We start from the raw sequence: 16,633 nt of genomic DNA, 5'->3' as shown, positions 1-16,633 counted from the left end.
GTCAGGCGCCCACGTAGGCCGCGAGGTGCTCGCCGGTGAGGGTGGAGCGGGAGGAGACCAGGTCGGCGGGCGCACCCTCGAAGACGACTCGGCCACCGTCATGGCCGGCGCCGGGGCCGAGGTCGATGATCCAGTCGGCGTGGGCCATGACCGCCTGGTGGTGCTCGATGACGATGACCGACTTGCCCGAGTCGACCAACCGGTCGAGCAGGCCGAGCAGCTGGGCGACGTCGGCGAGGTGGAGGCCGACGGTCGGCTCGTCGAGGACGTAGACGCCGCCCTTCTCGCCGAGGTGGGTGGCCAGCTTGAGCCGCTGCCGCTCCCCGCCGGAGAGCGTGGTGAGCGGCTGGCCGAGGCTGAGGTAGCCGAGGCCCACGTCGGCCAGGTGGGTCAGCAGCCTGTGCGCGGCCGGGGTCTTCGCCTCACCGTCCCCGAAGAACACGCCGGCCTCGTCGACCGACATCGCGAGGACGTCGGCGATGTTGCGCCCGCCAAGCGTGTACTCCAGAACGGCGGCCTGGAAGCGACGGCCCTCGCACTCCTCGCACGTCGACTCGACGGTCGCCATGACACCGAGCTCGGTGTAGATGACGCCGGCTCCGTTGCAGGCGGGGCAGGCGCCCTCGGAGTTGGAGCTGAAGAGCGCCGGCTTGACGCCGTTGGCCTTGGCGAAGGCCTTGCGGATCGGCTCGAGCAGACCGGTGTAGGTCGCTGGGTTGCTCCGCCGGGAGCCGCGGATCGCGCCCTGGTCGACGACCACGACGCCCTCACCGTCCGCGACCGACCCCTGGATGAGCGAGCTCTTGCCGGATCCCGCGACGCCGGTGATGACGCAGAGGACCCCGAGCGGGATGTCGACGTCGACCTTCTGCAGGTTGTGGGTCGATGCGCCGCGGACCTCCAGCGCGCCGGACGCCGGGCGCACCAACTCCTTGAGGCTCACCCGGTCGTCGAGGTGGTGCCCGGTCGTGGTGTCGCTCTGGCGCAGTCCCTCGACGGTGCCCTCGAAGCAGACGGTGCCACCCGCCGTACCCGCTCCCGGTCCGAGGTCGACGACGTGGTCGGCGATCGTGATCGTCTCGGGCTTGTGCTCGACCACGAGCACCGTGTTGCCCTTGTCGCGCAGCTGGAGCAGCAGCTGGTTCATCCGCGCGATGTCGTGCGGGTGCAGGCCGATCGTCGGCTCGTCGAAGACGTAGGTGACGTCGGTGAGCGAGGACCCCAGGTGACGGATCATCTTGGTGCGCTGGGCCTCGCCGCCGGACAGCGTTCCTGCCGGGCGCTCGAGCGAGAGGTAGCCCAGGCCGATCTCGGCGAACGAGTCGAGCAGGTGCTGCAGCCCGCGGAGCAGCGGGGCGACCGACGGCTCGTCGAGGTCCCGCAGCCACTCGGACAGGTCGCTGATCTGCATCGAGCACAGGTCGGCGATGTTCTTGCCCCTGATCCTGGAGGACAGTGCCTCCTTCGACAGGCGCGTGCCGTTGCAGTCCGGGCACGTGGTGAAGGTGACCGCCCTCTCGACGAAGCGACGCACGTGCGGCTGCATCGCCTCGAGGTCCTTGGACAGCATGGACTTCTGCACCTTGGTGAGGACGCCCTCGTAGGTGAGGTTGACGCCGTCGACCTTGATCTTCTCCGGCTCGCCGAAGAGGAGCTTCTGGAGCTGCTTCGGCGTGAAGGTCCCGACCGGCTTGTCCATGGGCAGGCCGGCGCCGCTGAAGATGCGGCCGTACCAGCCGTCCATGCTGTAGCCGGGGACGAGCAGCGCTCCCTCGGACAGCGACTTCGACTCGTCGTAGATCGCGGTGAGGTCGAAGTCGTTGACCGACCCCATTCCCTCGCAGCGGGCGCACATGCCGCCCTGGTAGACCGCGCCGCGGACGACCGTCTTCTCCTCCCGTCCGCCCTTCTCGGTCCTCATCACGCCGCTGGCGACGCGCGTCGGGACGTTGAACGCGAACGCGGTAGGGGGACCGATGTGCGGCGTGCCGATGCGGCTGAACAGGATGCGCAGCATCGCGTTGGCGTCGGTCGCGGTGCCGACGGTCGAGCGCGGGTTGGCGCCCATCCGTTCCTGGTCCACGATGATCGCCGTGGTCAGCCCCTCGAGGAGGTCGACGTCGGGACGCGCCAGCGACGGCATGAAGCCCTGGACGAAGGCGCTGTAGGTCTCGTTGATCAGGCGCTGCGACTCGGCGGCGATGGTCGCGAAGACCAGTGAGCTCTTGCCCGAGCCCGAGACGCCGGTGAAGACGGTCAGCCGACGCTTCGGCAGCTCGACGTTGATGTCCCGGAGGTTGTTCTCCCGCGCGCCGTGCACGCGGATCAGGTCGTGGGTGTCGGCGACGTGCCCCTCGGGCGGCTGCGAGCCCGTCTTCGTGGTGCCGCTCATCCTGTCTCCCTCGGTTGGGCGGGCCGCCGGCGGCGGCGCCTCGCTCGAGCTGACCCGCCTCGAGCAGTACGTCTGGTTCTACTTCGTCCGTGCGGCCGCGGCAACGGACCGCGGTCCACCTGTATGGCGATGTCGGCCCCGCCCACGCCGGCCGGGGCGGGTGCCATCGGTCCATCACGGCCACGCTAGGCGCAGCTCGGTGCCCGGCGCTTCTCGATTCTTGATCCTCTGGTCAGCCGTCGCGCCGGGCGAAGACGATGCCGTTGGAGCGGGGTTCGTCCGGGTCGAGTGCGATCTGGGCCTCGACCGCGAAGCCGGCGTCGCGCAGCAGGCCGGTGAGCACGTCGTTGGTCCGGCGGGTGATGAGCACCTTCATGGGGAGGCCGCCGTACCCCTCGGTCTTGAGGTAGGAGCCCTCGCCTGTGTGCCCACCGATGAGCAGCTGGCCCCCCGGCGCAAGCACGCGATGGAACTCGGCGAGGACACCGGGAAGGTCACTGTCCGGGACGTGGTGGAGCACGTACCAGCACACCAGGCCCGCCAGGGTTTCGTCCCCGAGCGGAAGGGCGGTGATGGACCCGACGGAGAAGGTCAGCCCGGGGTGGTTGGTGCGAGCGATCTCGGCGAACGCGGCGGACAGATCGACACCGGTGATCTTGAGGCCCTGGCGCGCCAGGTGTCCCGTGAGCCAGCCCGGCCCACAACCCGCATCGACCACGGGCCCGCCGCCGGCGGCGAGGACACGCTGGGCGAAGAGGTCTAGCGCCGACCGCTCGAACGGCAGCCGGTCGAACGCGCCGCGGGTCAGCTCGGCGTAGGGGGAGGCGACCCGGTCATACGAGTCGCGCGCATCCGTCACCCACCCGTCGTCGCGCACGGCCAGACCCTACCGACGCCCCGGCCCCAGCCACGACGAAACTGCGTGCGGCCGCCTTCCAACCGAACCGCCTGTTCGAGCGTCTCAACGGTGACCTGTCTGGGAGGGGTGGTTGGTCGATGCCTGGGTCCACGATGCGTTCCCTGCTGTCCGCCGCGGCGATCGGCGTGCTGGTGGCCTCGCTGTCTGCCTGCGGAAGCCACCGCGTGACGGCCTCGCCACAGACCAGGCCGCCCTCGCCGGCCGCCGTCCGTTCGCCGCTGCCGGCCGTCTCACGTCCAGGGCCCGTGCAGGGGCCGGCGTGCAGTCTGAGCCAGCTTCGCCCGTCCGCCGAGTGGGAGGCCGGAGCGTATGGCTATGGCAGTGACCCCACGCACCGCAACGCCGCGGCAGAGCTCGTCGGCCGGATCACCATGGCCAACCACGGACCCGCCTGCGCGCTGTCGAGCTCACCGTCGATCCGCCTGACGACGGCGGACGGGCAGCCGCTCCCGGTGCGCACGGTGGTGGGTGCGTTCTGTCAGCTGGCGTGTGGAACCCCGGCAACGTTCCTTCTCCCGACCGGCGCGTCAGCCGTTGGCGGACTCGTCTGGGAGCCCTCCTTCTGCGGCCCAAACCCCGGGCCCGGCCTTCGCCTCCAGGTTCGACTCGGCGGAGGCGATGCGGCCGTGAGCGTGACGGTGCGAAATCTGGGAGGGGCAGCGGTGCCGGTCTATGCCCCCTCCTGCACACGGTCCCTGGCGCCCGGGCGGCTGTCAGTGGAGCGCCTCGGACGGCAAGGCGAGGGACACGGCATACCGTCAACGGCTGCCACGGCGCTTCCTGACACCGCGGGTCACTCCTGCTCCATGTCGGCTCTTCGGCTGGAGCCGGGGCCGCTCGTCTCGCCGATGACCGGCGAGCACGCCCTCGTGTTCGCGGTGACGAACGTGGGCGCGGTCGCCTGCAGCATCCTTGGCTACCCGACGGTGACCCTCCTGGACAGCAAGGGGGCCACGCTGCCGTTCCGGTACACCGCCAGCCGGTCGCCGTACGTCACGCATGCCCGGCCGGCGCCGGTGCTCCTGAGGCCCATGGCACACGCGTACTTCGAGATCGCCAAGTACCGCTGCGACGCCGGGGTGGTCAGCGATGCGGCGTCCGTGCAGGTCCGGCTCGTAGCCGGCACAGCTGCCCTCAGCGGTCCTACGGGTGACGGGGTCGGGAGCCTGTCCTACTGCCTTGGCGGGCCTGCAGATCCGGGACAGGTCGTGGACGTCTCTCCGGTCGAGGCCACTGCAGCCGCGGTACTCCCGTCGTGATCAGCGAAGCGGAGCACCGCGGCCGTTTTTCACTGCGATCCGGCTACGGGACAACGGTTTTCGTAGCCGACGCGGCGGGCACCCACCTGGGGCCGAGGCCTCGGATGACGCAGTGTCCTCGTTCTGGGGTCCTCGTGCTGGGCCGGACAGCCAGCCCCCCGGCTAGCTGGTGAGGAGCCGGAAGATGGCCGGGTCGTGGTAGACGAGGACGTGACTGATCCGGCCGGCGGGGTCAAGGTCGAAGACCTGGATCGTGTGCGGCTCTGGGACGCCGCTGACGAGGCGGCTCACGGCCAGACCATGTTGTCCGTTCACGAGCAGTGGCGAGGCCTGCCAGTCGGGGCCACGCCACGCGAACAGGTGGCGCATGAAGGCGGCATACGGCTCGACACCAACGCTCCAGGCTGGCACCGGCGGCATCTCGAAGCGGACGTCATGACTGACCAAACGGACGAGCGCCTCGACGTCGGCGGCCAGGAACGCGGCGGCGTAACGCTGCACTGCCTGCCGCTCCTCGGTCGAGGACGTGCCCGGGCGCTGTCGCTTCAGCGGGAGCGAGGCTCGGGCCCGTTGCAGGGCGCTGTTGCAGGCCGCCACCGTGAGGTCGAGCTGGCCTGCGGTCTCCTGGGCGGTGAAGCCGAGGACGTCCCGCAGGATCAGCGCGGCGCGCTGGCGGGCGGGCAGCTGCTGCAGGAGAGCCGTGATGGCGATGCGGAGGTCCCCGCGTGCCACCGCCTGCGCTGCGGGGTCGTCCTGGCCGGTGGCGAACCACGAGGACGGTGCTGGCTGCAGCCACGGCGTCTCGAAGTCCGGGACCAGCGGCGCCGCGGGGTCGAGTCCGGGCGGGTTGAGGTCCGCGGGGAGGGGCCGCCTTTGCCGAGCGGTGAGCATCGTCAGGCACACATTGGTGGCGATGCGATGGACCCAGGTCCGCAGCGAAGCGCGTGAGGCGTCGTAGCTGTCCCCGTGGCGCCACGCGCGCAGCAAGGTCTCCTGCGCCGCGTCCTGGGCGTCGAAGGGCGAGCCCAGCATCTGGTAGCAGTACAGCAGCACCTGGGGCCGGATGGCCTCAAGCTGGTCCGACCCGACGGCCACGCCTTCTGGCATGAATCGAACAGTATCCAGAGTTCGCGATGAGTTCGGGCCCGTTGCCGAGTACATGACAGAGCAGGCCCGAACGAGGTCTGCTCCGACCAAGGAAAGGCCCAGAGCATGAGCATCACCTCGCTTCAATCCGACGTCCTCTCGGTGCTGGACAACCTCTACGAGGCGTGGAAAGCCAACGATGCGGACGCGTTCGTGCAGAGCTACACGTCGGACGCCACGGTCTCCATGGCCGGCTCCTATGCCGCCGACCGGGAGCAGATCCGCCAGCACATGAGCACTGCCTTCGCAGGCCCGCTCAAGGGCAGCCGCGGGGTCGACGACCCGCAGTCGATCCGATTCGTCACCGACGATGTCTGCGTGATCAACAGCCTGGCCGGCATCGTCATGGCCGGGGAGGCCACCCTGCCCAGCGAGAGGGAACGGCTGGCCACGTGGGTGTTGGTGCGCACCGATGACGGCTGGAAGGTCTCGGCCTACAGCAACTGCCCAGCGCACTGAACCAGCCGGTGGGGGCGCGGGCCCTTCCGCACCCCCACTGAGGGGCCGAACGTCGGCGTCGACGCCGGGATGGTCACGGTGCTCAACGACGCCGCCAGAGGCCTACCTTGGCCCGAGAAGCACGAAACCCGCGGGCCAGTGCTCTGACCTGCGGGTTTGTGGTGGCCAGGGGCGGGGTCGAACCGCCGACCTTCCGATTTTCAGTCGGACGCTCGTACCAACTGAGCTACCTGGCCGTGGGCAATGCATTCGCGGAGGCCCGAACCTGCGAAAGGGATGCAGGGGAGCACGTCCGCGACGGCACGAGGATAGCCCATCCACGGGGGTGTCGCCGACGCCGGGGGCGCCGGCCGGCCCCACGGCGAACAGCCACTCAGGTCCGGCGTCGCCGGCCCGCGAAGGAGGACACCAGCCGGGCGACCAGCGTGGCGAGGAAGATCTGCCCGATCAGCGCCTCCAGCACGGCCACCGCCCGGGCGATGTCGGTGGCCGGCACGAAGTCGCCGTACCCGGTCGTCGTCAGGGTGATGAAGCTGAAGTACTGCAGGGTCTTGCCGTTGGCGTCCCGCGTCCCGGCAAACAGGGTGCCGTTGCCGATCGTCTGCAGCGCGGCGTACCAGGAGGCGAAGATCAGCCCGATCATCAGGTAGGCGCTCAGCGCGCCGAAGAGCGTCTGCAGGCTGACCTCGTCGTGCTGCAGGATCCGGCCCACGATGGTGACCAGGGTGAGCAGCAGCACCAGCGAGAGCCACAGGCTGCCCAGCACGTCCGCGGTCTGCCCGGCGCCGGAGAGGCGCGCGACCGCCACCGGGAGCGCGAGCACGAGCAGGGCCGCGGCCGCCAGCTGACCCCGGAGCCGGCGCAGCACCGAGGAGGCCCACGCGACGACGAGCGCCCCGAGGTAGACCGCACCCGTCAGCACCCGCCCCAGGCCGGCGACCGAGATGGCCGAGAGCAGGTACCCGAGCACCAGCAGCCCGAGCACCGCGTCATACCGGTCCCGGGCCACCCGCGGTGGCGGCGCGCTCTCGCCCACCCTGTGAGTGTGGCACCGGGGCGTCGCCCGGCGTGGCCCTTACGCCCGCTTGGCCGCGCTCCGGCTGCGACGCACCAGACGGCGGGTGACCGAGCGGTATGCCGCGGGGTCCAGTGGCCGCAGCCACTGCAGCGCGCGCGTGGCCCGGCCGACATTCAGCCCGGTGTCATCGAGCATCTCGTCGATGTTGTGCATCGAGAACGGGATGATGTTGGTCCCCCGGGCGTGGTGCCCGCGGGTGCGCTCCTGCATCCAGGCCAGACGTCGCTCGACATGGGCGCGGCGCTCCTCCAGCGGCGGCACCTCGTGCCCGCCGAGCAGCAGGTCGGCGATCCAGACCGCGGCCATCTCGGCGCTGAGCGGGCTGAAGAATGAGGAGTTGTAGCCGGCGAAGAACAGCCGCGGCACGGACAGCGGCTGGATCTGGCGCCACAGCTGGAAGTTGCCGTCCTGGTCGGTGATCCGGCGCTGGATCGCCGGGTCGAGGAAGGGCACCTCCTGACGGAACCCCGTCCCGCACACGAGCAGGTCGGCCGGCAGCAGGGTGCCGTCGCTCAGCTCGGCGTGGGGTCGGCCGTCCTTCTCCAGCAGGCGCTCGACGACCCGGTCGCGGTGCACCCGGATCGTGCCGGCGCCGACCCGCTCGAAGAAGCCCTCGGTGGCCAGGGAGACGGTGCTGCGGGCGATGTCCTCGAACGAGCCGTGCGGCACCAGGCCGAGCTCGCGCAGGCCCAGCTGCGCCGTGGTGACCGCCTCGACGCTGCCGAGCATCCGCCGGCGCAGCCCGTTGCCCCGGCCGTGCAGGAACGCCTCCACGCCGGTCGGCTCGATCCAGCGGAAGAGCGCCTCGCCCAGCCGGGTCAGCATCAGGTACTTGTAGTTGAGGACGCCCTTGATCTTCGGCGGCATCTTCCACAGCAGCTCCCGGGCGACCACGGTCGTGCTCGCCGCGACGTCGCTGACCGGCACGGCGACGTCACACGCCGACTTGCCGTAGCCGAGCACGACCACCTGCTGCCCGCGGGCCTCCTCGACGTCGTGCAGGTTGCTGGTGCTGACGATGCGACCCCCGGCGGCCCGGAACTCGGCGGCTCCCGGCAGCGTCGGCGGTGCGGGGACGGAGAAGGTCCCGTTGGCCACGACGAGCTGCTCGTAGGTCCCGGTCACCAGGGCCCCGTCGGAGTCGGAGGTGGTCACCTCCCACCCGCTGTCGTCCGCCAGCAGCCGGGTGCCGATGACCTCGGTGCCGAGGCGCAGGCACTCCTGAAGGCCGAACCGGCGCACGTAGCCCCCGAGGTAGGCCTGGACCTGCTCCCCGGTCGGCCATTCCGGGAACGAGCGCGGCATCGGGTGGTCGGAGAGCCGGTAGCTGCCCTTGTTGTTCTGCGTGCGCAGCCCCGGGTAGCGGCGGGTGCTGCTCCACACGCCGCCCACGTCGGGGGCCTTGTCGAAGACGGTGACCTCGAAGCCGGACTGGCGCAGCACCTTGGCTGTGGCCAGGCCGGCGAACCCGGCGCCGATGACCGCGACTGTCACGTTGACCTACCTCGGGCAGACGGAGGGGACGGGCGACAAGCGCCGGAGGCTCAGGGCGCCGGGGCCCCGCACGCCTGTCCGGTTTGTCGGGTTCGCCGACCATATCGCTGATGCGTCACAAGCCGGGCAACGATGCGGTATCGACCGCGAACCCGTTGCGGGCAAACGAAAAGCGCCACTCCCGAGGGGGGAGTGGCGCTGGACGCTCTGGCAGGAAGAGCGACCCCGACCGGGCTCGAACCGGCGACCTCCGCCGTGACAGGGCGGCGCGCTAACCAACTGCGCTACGGGGCCTAGATGATGCAAGACTACTGCGTATCCCCAACGGGATTCGAACCCGTGCTACCGCCGTGAAAGGGCGGGGTCCTAGGCCGCTAGACGATGGGGACCTGGATCTTTCGACCTGTTCAGGACCCCCGCCGCTGTCGAGCGACCAGCTCGGATCCGTCGAGGACTCGGAAAGCATAGGGGAGGAATGCCCCGATCACCAAAATGGGTCGTTCCGCCCCCTCCTGAGCACGAAACCGCCTGCTCAGGGGCGTGCCCAGGCCAGCAGGCGGTCGACCTCCCACGTGTTGACGATGCGCTCGACCGGGACGCCGAGGCGCTGCGCGCGCTCGCAGCCGTAGGCCAGGAAGTCCAGCTGTCCGGGCGCGTGGGCGTCGCTGTCGATGGAGAACAGGCAGCCCGTCTCGAGCGCCATCGCGAGCAGCTCGTCCGGAGGGTCGCACCGCTCCGGGCGGGAGTTGATCTCCACGGCCACGTCGTGGGCGGCGCACGCCTCGAACACCGCCGCGGCGTCGAAGCTGCTCTGGTCGCGGATGCCGCGCTCGCCCTCGACCAGGCGTCCGGTGCAGTGGCCCAGCACGTTGACCCGGGGGTTGGACACCGCGGCCACCATCCGCGTCGTCATCGGCCCGGCGTTCATCTTCAGCTTGGAGTGCACCGAGGCGACGACGACGTCGAGCCGACCGAGCATCTCCGGTGTCTGGTCCAGCTCGCCGTCGTCGAGGATGTCGACCTCGATCCCCTTGAGCAGCCGGAACCGCCCGTCGAGGTGCTCGTTGACGGCGGCGATGACCCCGAGCTGCCTGGTCAGTCGCTCCACGCTCAGGCCGTTGGCCACCTTGAGCCGCGGGGAGTGGTCGGTCAGCACGAGGTAGTCGTGGCCGAGCTCCATCGCGGTGACCACCATCTCCTCGATGGGCGAGCCGCCGTCGGACCAGTCGGAGTGGCAGTGCAGGTCGCCGCGCAACGCCGCCCGCACCTTCTCGCCGCCGGTCACCAGCGGCCCGGCGGCCTTGTCCTCCAACGACTTCAGGTATGCCGGGACCTCGCCTTCCAGCGCCTCCCGGATGACCGCCTCGGTCGCCGAGCCGATGCCGGGCAGGTCGGTCAGCGACCCCACCTCGGCGCGCCGGCGCAGCTCCTCGGGATCGGTCGCCCGCACGGTCGCCGCGGCCCCGCGGAAGGCCTTGACGCGGTAGGTGCCGGCGCGGGAGCGCTCGAGCAGGAACGCGATCCGGCGCAACGCCTCGGCGGGCTCGAGGTCCGGGTGCTCAGCCATGCCCCGAAACTAGCCCAGGGCGCCGACTCAGAGCTTGAACTGGGCCCGGACGAAGGTGTCCCAGACCCGGTCGCCGCCGAGCCGGCGCAGCGCGATCATCGCCCGGGCCGCCGGCGTCACCACGTAGCGGGTGCGCGGCCGGTCGGCCTCGATCGCCTTGAGCACGACCTTGGCCACGGCGTCCGGCCCGACCGCCAGCCGCGCCGAGTAGCTTTCGGCGGTGGCCTTCTCGCTCTTGGTGAGCAGCTCGGCATACGCGCTCTGGCCGGAGGTGAGCCCGGCGTCGGAGGCGAGCCCCTCGTTGACGCGGTCCTCGAAGCCGGTCCGGATCAGCCCCGGCTCGACCACCACCACGTCGATCCCGAACGGCTTGACCTCCACGCGCAGGGCGTCGCTGATGGCCTCCACGGCGTACTTGCTCGCGTGGTAGTAGCCGCCGACGGGGAAGACGATCCGCCCGCCCATCGAGCTGATGTTGACCACGCGGCCACGGCCGGCCCGGCGCATCCCCGGCAGCACCAGCTGGGTCAGCCGGGACAGGCCGAAGACGTTGGTCTCGAACATCGTGCGCACCCGCGCCAGGTCGGTCTCCTCGACCGGGCCGTACTCGCCGTAGCCGGCGTTGTTGACCAGGCTGCCGACACTGCCGTGCTCCTCCTCGACGGCCTTGACCGCCGCGGCCATCGACTCCTCGTCGGTGACGTCCAGGGCCAGGATGCGCGCCCCGGCGATCTCGAGGTCGGCCAGCGTCTCGGGCCGCCGGGCGGTGGCGTAGACGGTGTGGCCGGCGCGGACCAGCATCAGTGCGGTGGCCGCGCCGATGCCGGACGAGCAACCGGTGATGAGGACGGGGTCGGGGGACGTCATGGGGCTCAGTCTGCGGCACCCTCAGGTGGGAGCCACAAGCATGTATGCCGACTTGTCACCTTGACGTGGTGCGGGACCTTCGTCCCGGTGCGAAACTCGGTCGTTGGCCCGTCACGAAAGGTGTGCCCATGGAGCACAGCAGGTTCCCGGTCGTCGTCACGGTGCCCAACCCGATGTCCTACCTGCCCTGACGGGGGGCGATGACGTCGCGGCCGGGGCCCTCTGAGCGGGGTCCCGGCCGCGGCATTTCCTACCACTTTCGTCGGGTTTGGGCATCCCGGATCGTGACACGGATTCATTAGTCCACGTTGGGTCATGGCAAACTTTTGGTTATGACTCTCACGGCTGACCGGGCGACCCGTGCCCGCGAGACCACCGGTGGCAAGGGCCAGTGGGCCCTCGGCGAGACCACGCCGCTCAACGCCAACGAGCGGTTCAAGCGCGAGGACGACGCCCTCAACGTTCGGGCGCGCATCGAGCAGACCTACAGCAAGCAGGGCTTCGCGAGCATCCCGACCGAGGACCTGCACGGCCGGTTCCGCTGGTGGGGGCTCTACACCCAGCGCAAGCAGGGCCTCGACGGCCGGCAGACCGGCCACCTCGAGCCGCACGAGCTCGAGGACGAGTACTTCATGCTCCGCGTGCGGGTCGACGGGGGCGCCCTGACCACGGGGCAGCTGCGGGCGATCGGCGAGGTGTCCCGCGACTACGCCCGGGACAGCGCCGACATCACCGACCGGCAGAACATCCAGCTGCACTGGGTGCGGGTCGAGGACGTCCCCGCGATCTGGGAGCGGCTCGAGGGCGTCGGCCTGCTGACCACCGAGGCCTGCGGCGACTGCCCGCGCGTGGTGCTCGGCTCCCCGGTGGCCGGCATCAGCAAGGACGAGCTGCTCGACCCCACCTGGGCGATCGAGGAGATCCAGCGGCGCTACGTCGGCAACCCCGACTTCTCCAACCTGCCGCGCAAGTTCAAGTCCGCGGTCACCGGCATGCTCACCAACGACGTCGTGCACGAGATCAACGACATCTCCTTCGTCGGGGTGCAGCACCCCCGGCTCGGCCCCGGCTTCGACCTCTGGGTCGGCGGCGGCCTGTCGACAAACCCGCGCCTGGCCGAGCGCCTCGGCGTCTTCGTCCGCGAGGAGGAGGTGCCCGATGTCTGGGCCGCGGTGACCTCGATCTTCCGCGACTACGGCTACCGCCGACTGCGGCACAAGGCCCGGCTGAAGTTCCTGCTCGCCGACTGGGGCGTGGAGAAGTTCCGCGAGGTCCTGGAGGAGGAGTACCTCGGCCGCGCGCTGCCCGACGGGCCCGCGCCGGAGCCGACGCCGGACCGCGGCGACCACGTCGGCGTCCACGAGCAGAAGGACGGCAAGTTCTACGTCGGGGTCGCCCCGACCGTGGGCCGGGTCTCCGGCACCCTGCTGCTGGAGCTGGCCGAGCTGGTCGAGTCCTACGGCTCGCAGCGCGTCCGGCTCACACCCCACCAGAAGCTGCTCGTGCTCGACGTGCCCAGGCGTCGGGTCAACACGCTCACCCGCAAGCTCGCCGCGCTCGGGCTGGAGGCCAACCCGTCGGTGTTCCGCCGGCACACCATGGCCTGCACCGGGATCGAGTTCTGCAAGCTGGCCTACGTCGACACCAAGGGCATGGCCACCCGCACCATCGGGGTGCTCGAGGAGCGCCTCGCCGACGTCATCGACGCCATCGACGTCCCGCTGAGCATCCACGTCAACGGCTGCCCCAACTCCTGCGCCCGCATCCAGGTCGCCGACATCGGCCTCAAGGGCCAGCTGGTCCAGGACGCCGACGGCGAGGAGGTCGAGGGGTTCCAGGTCCACCTCGGCGGCACCCTCGGCCTCGACGCCGGCTTCGGCCGCAAGGTGCGCGGGCTGAAGACGACCGCGGCGGAGGCCCCGGCATACATCGAGCGGGTGGTGCGCAACTTCGTCAAGGACCGGGAGCCCGGGGAGCGCTTCGCGACCTGGGCGCTGCGCGCGGATGAGGAGCTGCTCGTATGACGACCCCCACGACCACCGCCCTGGACTGGTCGGCCCTGACCCCCGCCGAGCGGGACGAGGCGATCGCCGCGGCCAACGAGCGCCTCGAGGGAGCCCCGGCGGCCGAGGTCGCCCGGTGGGCCGTCGAACAGTTCGGCGAGGACCTCCTCGTGGCCTCCTCGATGCAGGACACGATCCTGCCGCACCTGTTCTCCGAGGCCTCGCCCGGCGTCAAGGTGCTGTTCCTGCAGACCGGGTACCACTTTGCCGAGACGTTGCAGACCCGGGACGAGGCGGCGCGCCGGCTGCCGATCACGGTCGTCGAGGCGCTGCCCCGCCAGACCGTGGCCGAGCAGGACGAGGAGTACGGCGAGAAGCTGCATGACCGCGACCCCAACCTGTGCTGCTTCCTGCGCAAGGTCGAGCCGCTCGCGCGGGCCCTGGAGGGCCACGCCGCCTGGGTGACCGGCGTGCGCCGGGTGGACGCCCCGACCCGGGCCGGCACCCCGGCCGTCGCGTGGGACGACAAGCACGACCTGGTCAAGGTCAACCCCCTGGTGGCCTGGACCGACGACGACGTCGAGGCCTACCAGGCCGAGCACGACCTGCCACGCAACCCGCTGGTGGCGCAGGGCTACCCGTCGATCGGGTGCGGACCCTGCACCCACAAGGTCGCCCCGGGGGCCGACCCACGGTCCGGGCGCTGGAGCGGCAAGGACAAGACCGAGTGCGGGATCCACACATGAGCCAGACGCAGACCCTGAACGAGACCGCCGGCCGCGCCAGCTCGAGGCGGCTGGCCCTGGACCACCTCGACGCGCTCGAGTCCGAGGCGGTCCACATCATCCGCGAGGTCGTCGCCGAGTTCGAGCGGCCGGTGCTGCTGTTCTCCGGCGGCAAGGACTCCGTCCTCATGCTGCACCTGGCGGCCAAGGCGTTCTGGCCCGCGCCGGTGCCGTTCCCGGTGCTGCACGTCGACACCGGCCACAACTTCCCCGAGGTGCTGGAGTACCGCGACCGCACGGTCGAGCGGCTCGGGGTGCGCCTCGAGGTGGCCCGGGTGCAGGACTACATCGACGACGGCCGCCTGGCCGAGCGCACCGACGGCACCCGCAACCCGCTGCAGACCCAGCCGCTGCTGGACGCCATCGCCGACCACCGCTTCGACGCCGTCTTCGGCGGCGGCCGCCGCGACGAGGAGAAGGCCCGGGCCAAGGAGCGCGTGTTCAGCCTGCGCGACGAGTTCGGCGCCTGGGACCCGCGCAACCAGCGGCCCGAGCTGTGGAACCTCTACAACGGCCGCCACCGCCCCGGCGAGCACGTGCGCGTCTTCCCGCTGTCGAACTGGACCGAGCTGGACGTGTGGCGCTACATCGCCCGCGAGGCCATCGAGCTGCCCCCGCTGTACTACGCCCACCAGCGCGAGGTCTTCCACCGCGACGGCATGTGGCTCGCGGTGGGGCCGTACTCCCTGCCCCGCGAGCACGAGAGGGTCGTGACCAAGCAGGTGCGCTACCGCACGGTCGGGGACATGTCCTGCACCGGCGCGGTGGAGTCCGACGCCACCCACGTCGGCGACGTCGTGGTCGAGGTCGCCGCGTCCCGGCTGACCGAGCGCGGCGCGACCCGGGCCGACGACCGGATCTCTGAGGCCGCCATGGAGGACCGCAAGAAGGAGGGCTACTTCTGATGACCGCCCAGCCCACCCTGCTGCGCCTGGCCACGGCCGGCTCGGTCGACGACGGCAAGTCCACCCTCGTGGGCCGGCTGCTGCACGACTCCAAGTCCGTGCTGGCCGACCAGCTCGACGCGGTCGAGCGGGTCTCCCGCGACCGCGGCCTGGCCACCGCCGACCTCGCGCTGCTCACCGACGGTCTGCGCGCCGAGCGGGAGCAGGGCATCACCATCGACGTGGCCTACCGCTACTTCGCCACCGCGGAGCGCTCGTTCATCCTGGCCGACTGCCCCGGGCACGTGCAGTACACCCGCAACACGGTCACGGGAGCCTCGACCGCCGACGCCGTGGTGCTGCTGGTCGACGCCCGCAAGGGCGTGCTGGAGCAGACCCGCCGGCACCTGGCCGTCGCGGCGCTGCTGCGCGTGCCGCACGTCATCGTCGCGGTGAACAAGATCGACCTCGTCGGCTTCGACGGCGATGTCTTCGCCCGCGTGCGGGACCAGCTCGCCGACGTGGCCCGCGAGCTCGGCCTGCCCGACGTGCGCGCCATCCCCGTCTCCGCGCTCGAGGGCGACAACGTGGTCGACCGGTCCTCGCGCACCGAGTGGTACGACGGGCCGAGCCTGCTGGAGGTCCTGGAGACCCTGCCGGTGGCCGACGACCCGGCCGTGGAGGAGTTCCGCTTCCCCGTCCAGGTCGTGCTGCGCCCGCAGGGCGCCGCGCGCGACGAGGCTCACCGGGAGTACCGCGGGTATGCCGGTCAGGTCGCCTCCGGGGTCGTCCGGGTCGGCGACGAGGTGACCGTCCTGCCGAGTGGCCGGCGCACCCGCGTGGTCGGCATCGACGGCCCGCAGCTCGGCGGCCCGGGACGGGAGCTCGACGAGGCGTTCGCGCCGATGTCGGTGGCGCTGCGCCTGGCCGACGAGGTCGACGTCGCCCGCGGCGACCTCATCTCGGCGGCCGCGTCGGCGCCGGAACCCACCCGCGACCTGGTCGCCACCGTCTGCTGGCTCTCCGACGTGCCGCTGAGCAAGCGCGGCCGGGTGCTGCTCAAGCACACGACCCGCACCACGCGCGCCATCGTCGGCTCCGTCGACGGCGTGCTCGACCTCGACCAGGTCAAGGTCGTCGCCGCCGAGGACCTCGGGCTCAACGACATCGGGCGCATCCGGCTGCGTACCGCCGACCCAGTGGTGGCCGAGCCCTACACCAGGAGCCGCCGCACCGGCGCGTTCCTGCTCATCGACCCGCAGTCCGGTGCCACCCTGGCCGCCGGCATGGTCGGCGACCCGCTGGGCGGAGAGGCCCTGCGCGACGACGAGTGGGACATCTGAGGCGATCATGGGCCCGGCAGTCCTGCTGCTCTCCCACGGGAGCCGTGACCCCCGCGCCGCGTTCGTCGTCGACGAGCTCGTCGCCGCGGTCCGCCGGCGCACCGGGGTCGAGGTGCGAGCGTGCCACCTCGACTTCACCGACCCCGCGCCGGACGTGGCGCTGCAGGACCTGGCCACCGCCGGCCACGACGACATCCGCCTCGTGCCGCTGCTGTTCACCCCCGGCCACCACCTGGGCACCGACGTGCCCACCGCGGTCGCCGCCAGCGGGGTCACCGGCATCGCCGACGTGGGCATCGCCCCCGGCCTGGTCACCGACGACCCGCGCGACCGCACGCTGCTGCTGCGCGCGCTGACCGACCGGCTCGCCGAGTCCGGCGCCGCCTTCGACGGGTTGGTCCTGGCCGCCGCCGGGTCGAGCCACGAGCCGGCCCGGG

Annotated in this window: 14 protein-coding genes and 3 tRNA genes; 7 read left to right on the top strand and 10 right to left on the bottom strand. The window is 71.2% G+C overall.

The features are described from left to right. Position 1: 1 nt before the first annotated feature. Both VF825_RS15670 and VF825_RS15665 read right to left on the bottom strand, forming a co-directional pair. Entirely contained in the window at positions 2 to 2,392 is a 2,391-nt protein-coding gene (locus VF825_RS15670; RefSeq protein WP_331114985.1) for an excinuclease ABC subunit UvrA, read from the bottom strand. Positions 2,393 to 2,624: 232 nt separating this feature from the next. Then, positions 2,625 to 3,269 carry a class I SAM-dependent methyltransferase gene (locus VF825_RS15665; protein WP_331114983.1) on the bottom strand — a complete coding sequence of 215 codons (645 nt, stop codon included), beginning with the start codon at positions 3,267 to 3,269 and terminating at the stop codon, positions 2,625 to 2,627. An 848-nt stretch (positions 3,270 to 4,117) separates the two neighbouring features. On the opposite strand from VF825_RS15665, the gene VF825_RS15660 reads away from it, so the two are divergent. Further along, complete coding sequence (locus tag VF825_RS15660) at positions 4,118 to 4,570, top strand: DUF4232 domain-containing protein (protein ID WP_331114981.1); 453 nt, start codon at positions 4,118 to 4,120, stop codon at positions 4,568 to 4,570. Between the two features lie 162 nt (positions 4,571 to 4,732). Here the strand turns inward: VF825_RS15660 and VF825_RS15655 are convergent, their stop codons facing one another. Further along, complete coding sequence (locus tag VF825_RS15655) at positions 4,733 to 5,677, bottom strand: RNA polymerase subunit sigma-70 (RefSeq protein WP_331114979.1); 945 nt, start codon at positions 5,675 to 5,677, stop codon at positions 4,733 to 4,735. Between the two features lie 105 nt (positions 5,678 to 5,782). Between VF825_RS15655 and VF825_RS15650 the strand changes: the two genes are divergently transcribed. Continuing rightward, on the top strand, positions 5,783 to 6,175 hold the full coding sequence (locus tag VF825_RS15650) for an SgcJ/EcaC family oxidoreductase (RefSeq protein WP_331114977.1): 393 nt from the start codon (positions 5,783 to 5,785) through the stop codon (positions 6,173 to 6,175). Positions 6,176 to 6,334: 159 nt separating this feature from the next. Here VF825_RS15650 and VF825_RS15645 read toward each other — a convergent pair. The 7 genes from VF825_RS15645 to VF825_RS15615 all read right to left on the bottom strand — a co-directional run bounded on the left by VF825_RS15645 (position 6,335) and on the right by VF825_RS15615 (position 11,181). Further along, positions 6,335 to 6,411: transfer RNA gene (locus VF825_RS15645), tRNA-Phe, on the bottom strand. Between the two features lie 137 nt (positions 6,412 to 6,548). Further along, positions 6,549 to 7,211 (bottom strand): potassium channel family protein, encoded by a 663-nt coding sequence (locus VF825_RS15640; RefSeq protein WP_331114975.1) that lies wholly within the window; start codon positions 7,209 to 7,211, stop codon positions 6,549 to 6,551. Between the two features lie 39 nt (positions 7,212 to 7,250). Beyond that, positions 7,251 to 8,747 carry an NAD(P)/FAD-dependent oxidoreductase gene (locus VF825_RS15635; RefSeq protein ID WP_331114972.1) on the bottom strand — a complete coding sequence of 499 codons (1,497 nt, stop codon included), beginning with the start codon at positions 8,745 to 8,747 and terminating at the stop codon, positions 7,251 to 7,253. Between the two features lie 220 nt (positions 8,748 to 8,967). Further along, positions 8,968 to 9,041: transfer RNA gene (locus VF825_RS15630), tRNA-Asp, on the bottom strand. Positions 9,042 to 9,063: 22 nt separating this feature from the next. After that, positions 9,064 to 9,136: transfer RNA gene (locus VF825_RS15625), tRNA-Glu, on the bottom strand. Between the two features lie 143 nt (positions 9,137 to 9,279). Further along, the gene (locus tag VF825_RS15620) at positions 9,280 to 10,314 is read right to left on the bottom strand and encodes a PHP domain-containing protein (RefSeq protein WP_331114970.1); all 1,035 of its coding nucleotides are present in this window, start codon (positions 10,312 to 10,314) and stop codon (positions 9,280 to 9,282) included. Between the two features lie 27 nt (positions 10,315 to 10,341). Next, positions 10,342 to 11,181 (bottom strand): oxidoreductase, encoded by an 840-nt coding sequence (locus VF825_RS15615; RefSeq protein WP_331114968.1) that lies wholly within the window; start codon positions 11,179 to 11,181, stop codon positions 10,342 to 10,344. A gap of 332 nt (positions 11,182 to 11,513) precedes the next feature. On the opposite strand from VF825_RS15615, the gene VF825_RS15610 reads away from it, so the two are divergent. The 5 genes from VF825_RS15610 to VF825_RS15590 form a co-directional block, all read left to right on the top strand. After that, complete coding sequence (locus VF825_RS15610) at positions 11,514 to 13,205, top strand: nitrite/sulfite reductase (RefSeq protein ID WP_331114966.1); 1,692 nt, start codon at positions 11,514 to 11,516, stop codon at positions 13,203 to 13,205. Further along, a complete protein-coding gene (locus VF825_RS15605) occupies positions 13,202 to 13,930 on the top strand; it encodes a phosphoadenylyl-sulfate reductase (RefSeq protein ID WP_331114964.1) in 729 nt (242 codons plus the stop codon). The genes VF825_RS15610 and VF825_RS15605 overlap by 4 nt, the downstream gene beginning before the upstream one ends. Continuing rightward, on the top strand, positions 13,927 to 14,874 hold the full coding sequence (gene cysD, locus VF825_RS15600) for a sulfate adenylyltransferase subunit CysD (protein WP_331114961.1): 948 nt from the start codon (positions 13,927 to 13,929) through the stop codon (positions 14,872 to 14,874). Before VF825_RS15605 ends, cysD begins: the two co-directional genes overlap by 4 nt. Further along, positions 14,874 to 16,196 (top strand): sulfate adenylyltransferase subunit 1, encoded by a 1,323-nt coding sequence (locus VF825_RS15595; protein WP_331114959.1) that lies wholly within the window; start codon positions 14,874 to 14,876, stop codon positions 16,194 to 16,196. The genes cysD and VF825_RS15595 overlap by 1 nt, the downstream gene beginning before the upstream one ends. Before the next feature lie 7 nt (positions 16,197 to 16,203). Beyond that, positions 16,204 to 16,633: CbiX/SirB N-terminal domain-containing protein (locus VF825_RS15590; RefSeq protein ID WP_331114957.1), on the top strand; the 430-nt coding region annotated here is incomplete at its 3' end.

The sequence above is a fragment of the Oryzihumus sp. genome, assembly GCF_036391795.1.
In the GTDB taxonomy this organism is placed as follows: Bacteria; Actinomycetota; Actinomycetes; order Actinomycetales; family Dermatophilaceae; genus Oryzihumus.
The sequence above is the reverse complement of the archived record's forward strand: the minus strand, read 5'-3'. Positions and strand labels throughout refer to the sequence as shown.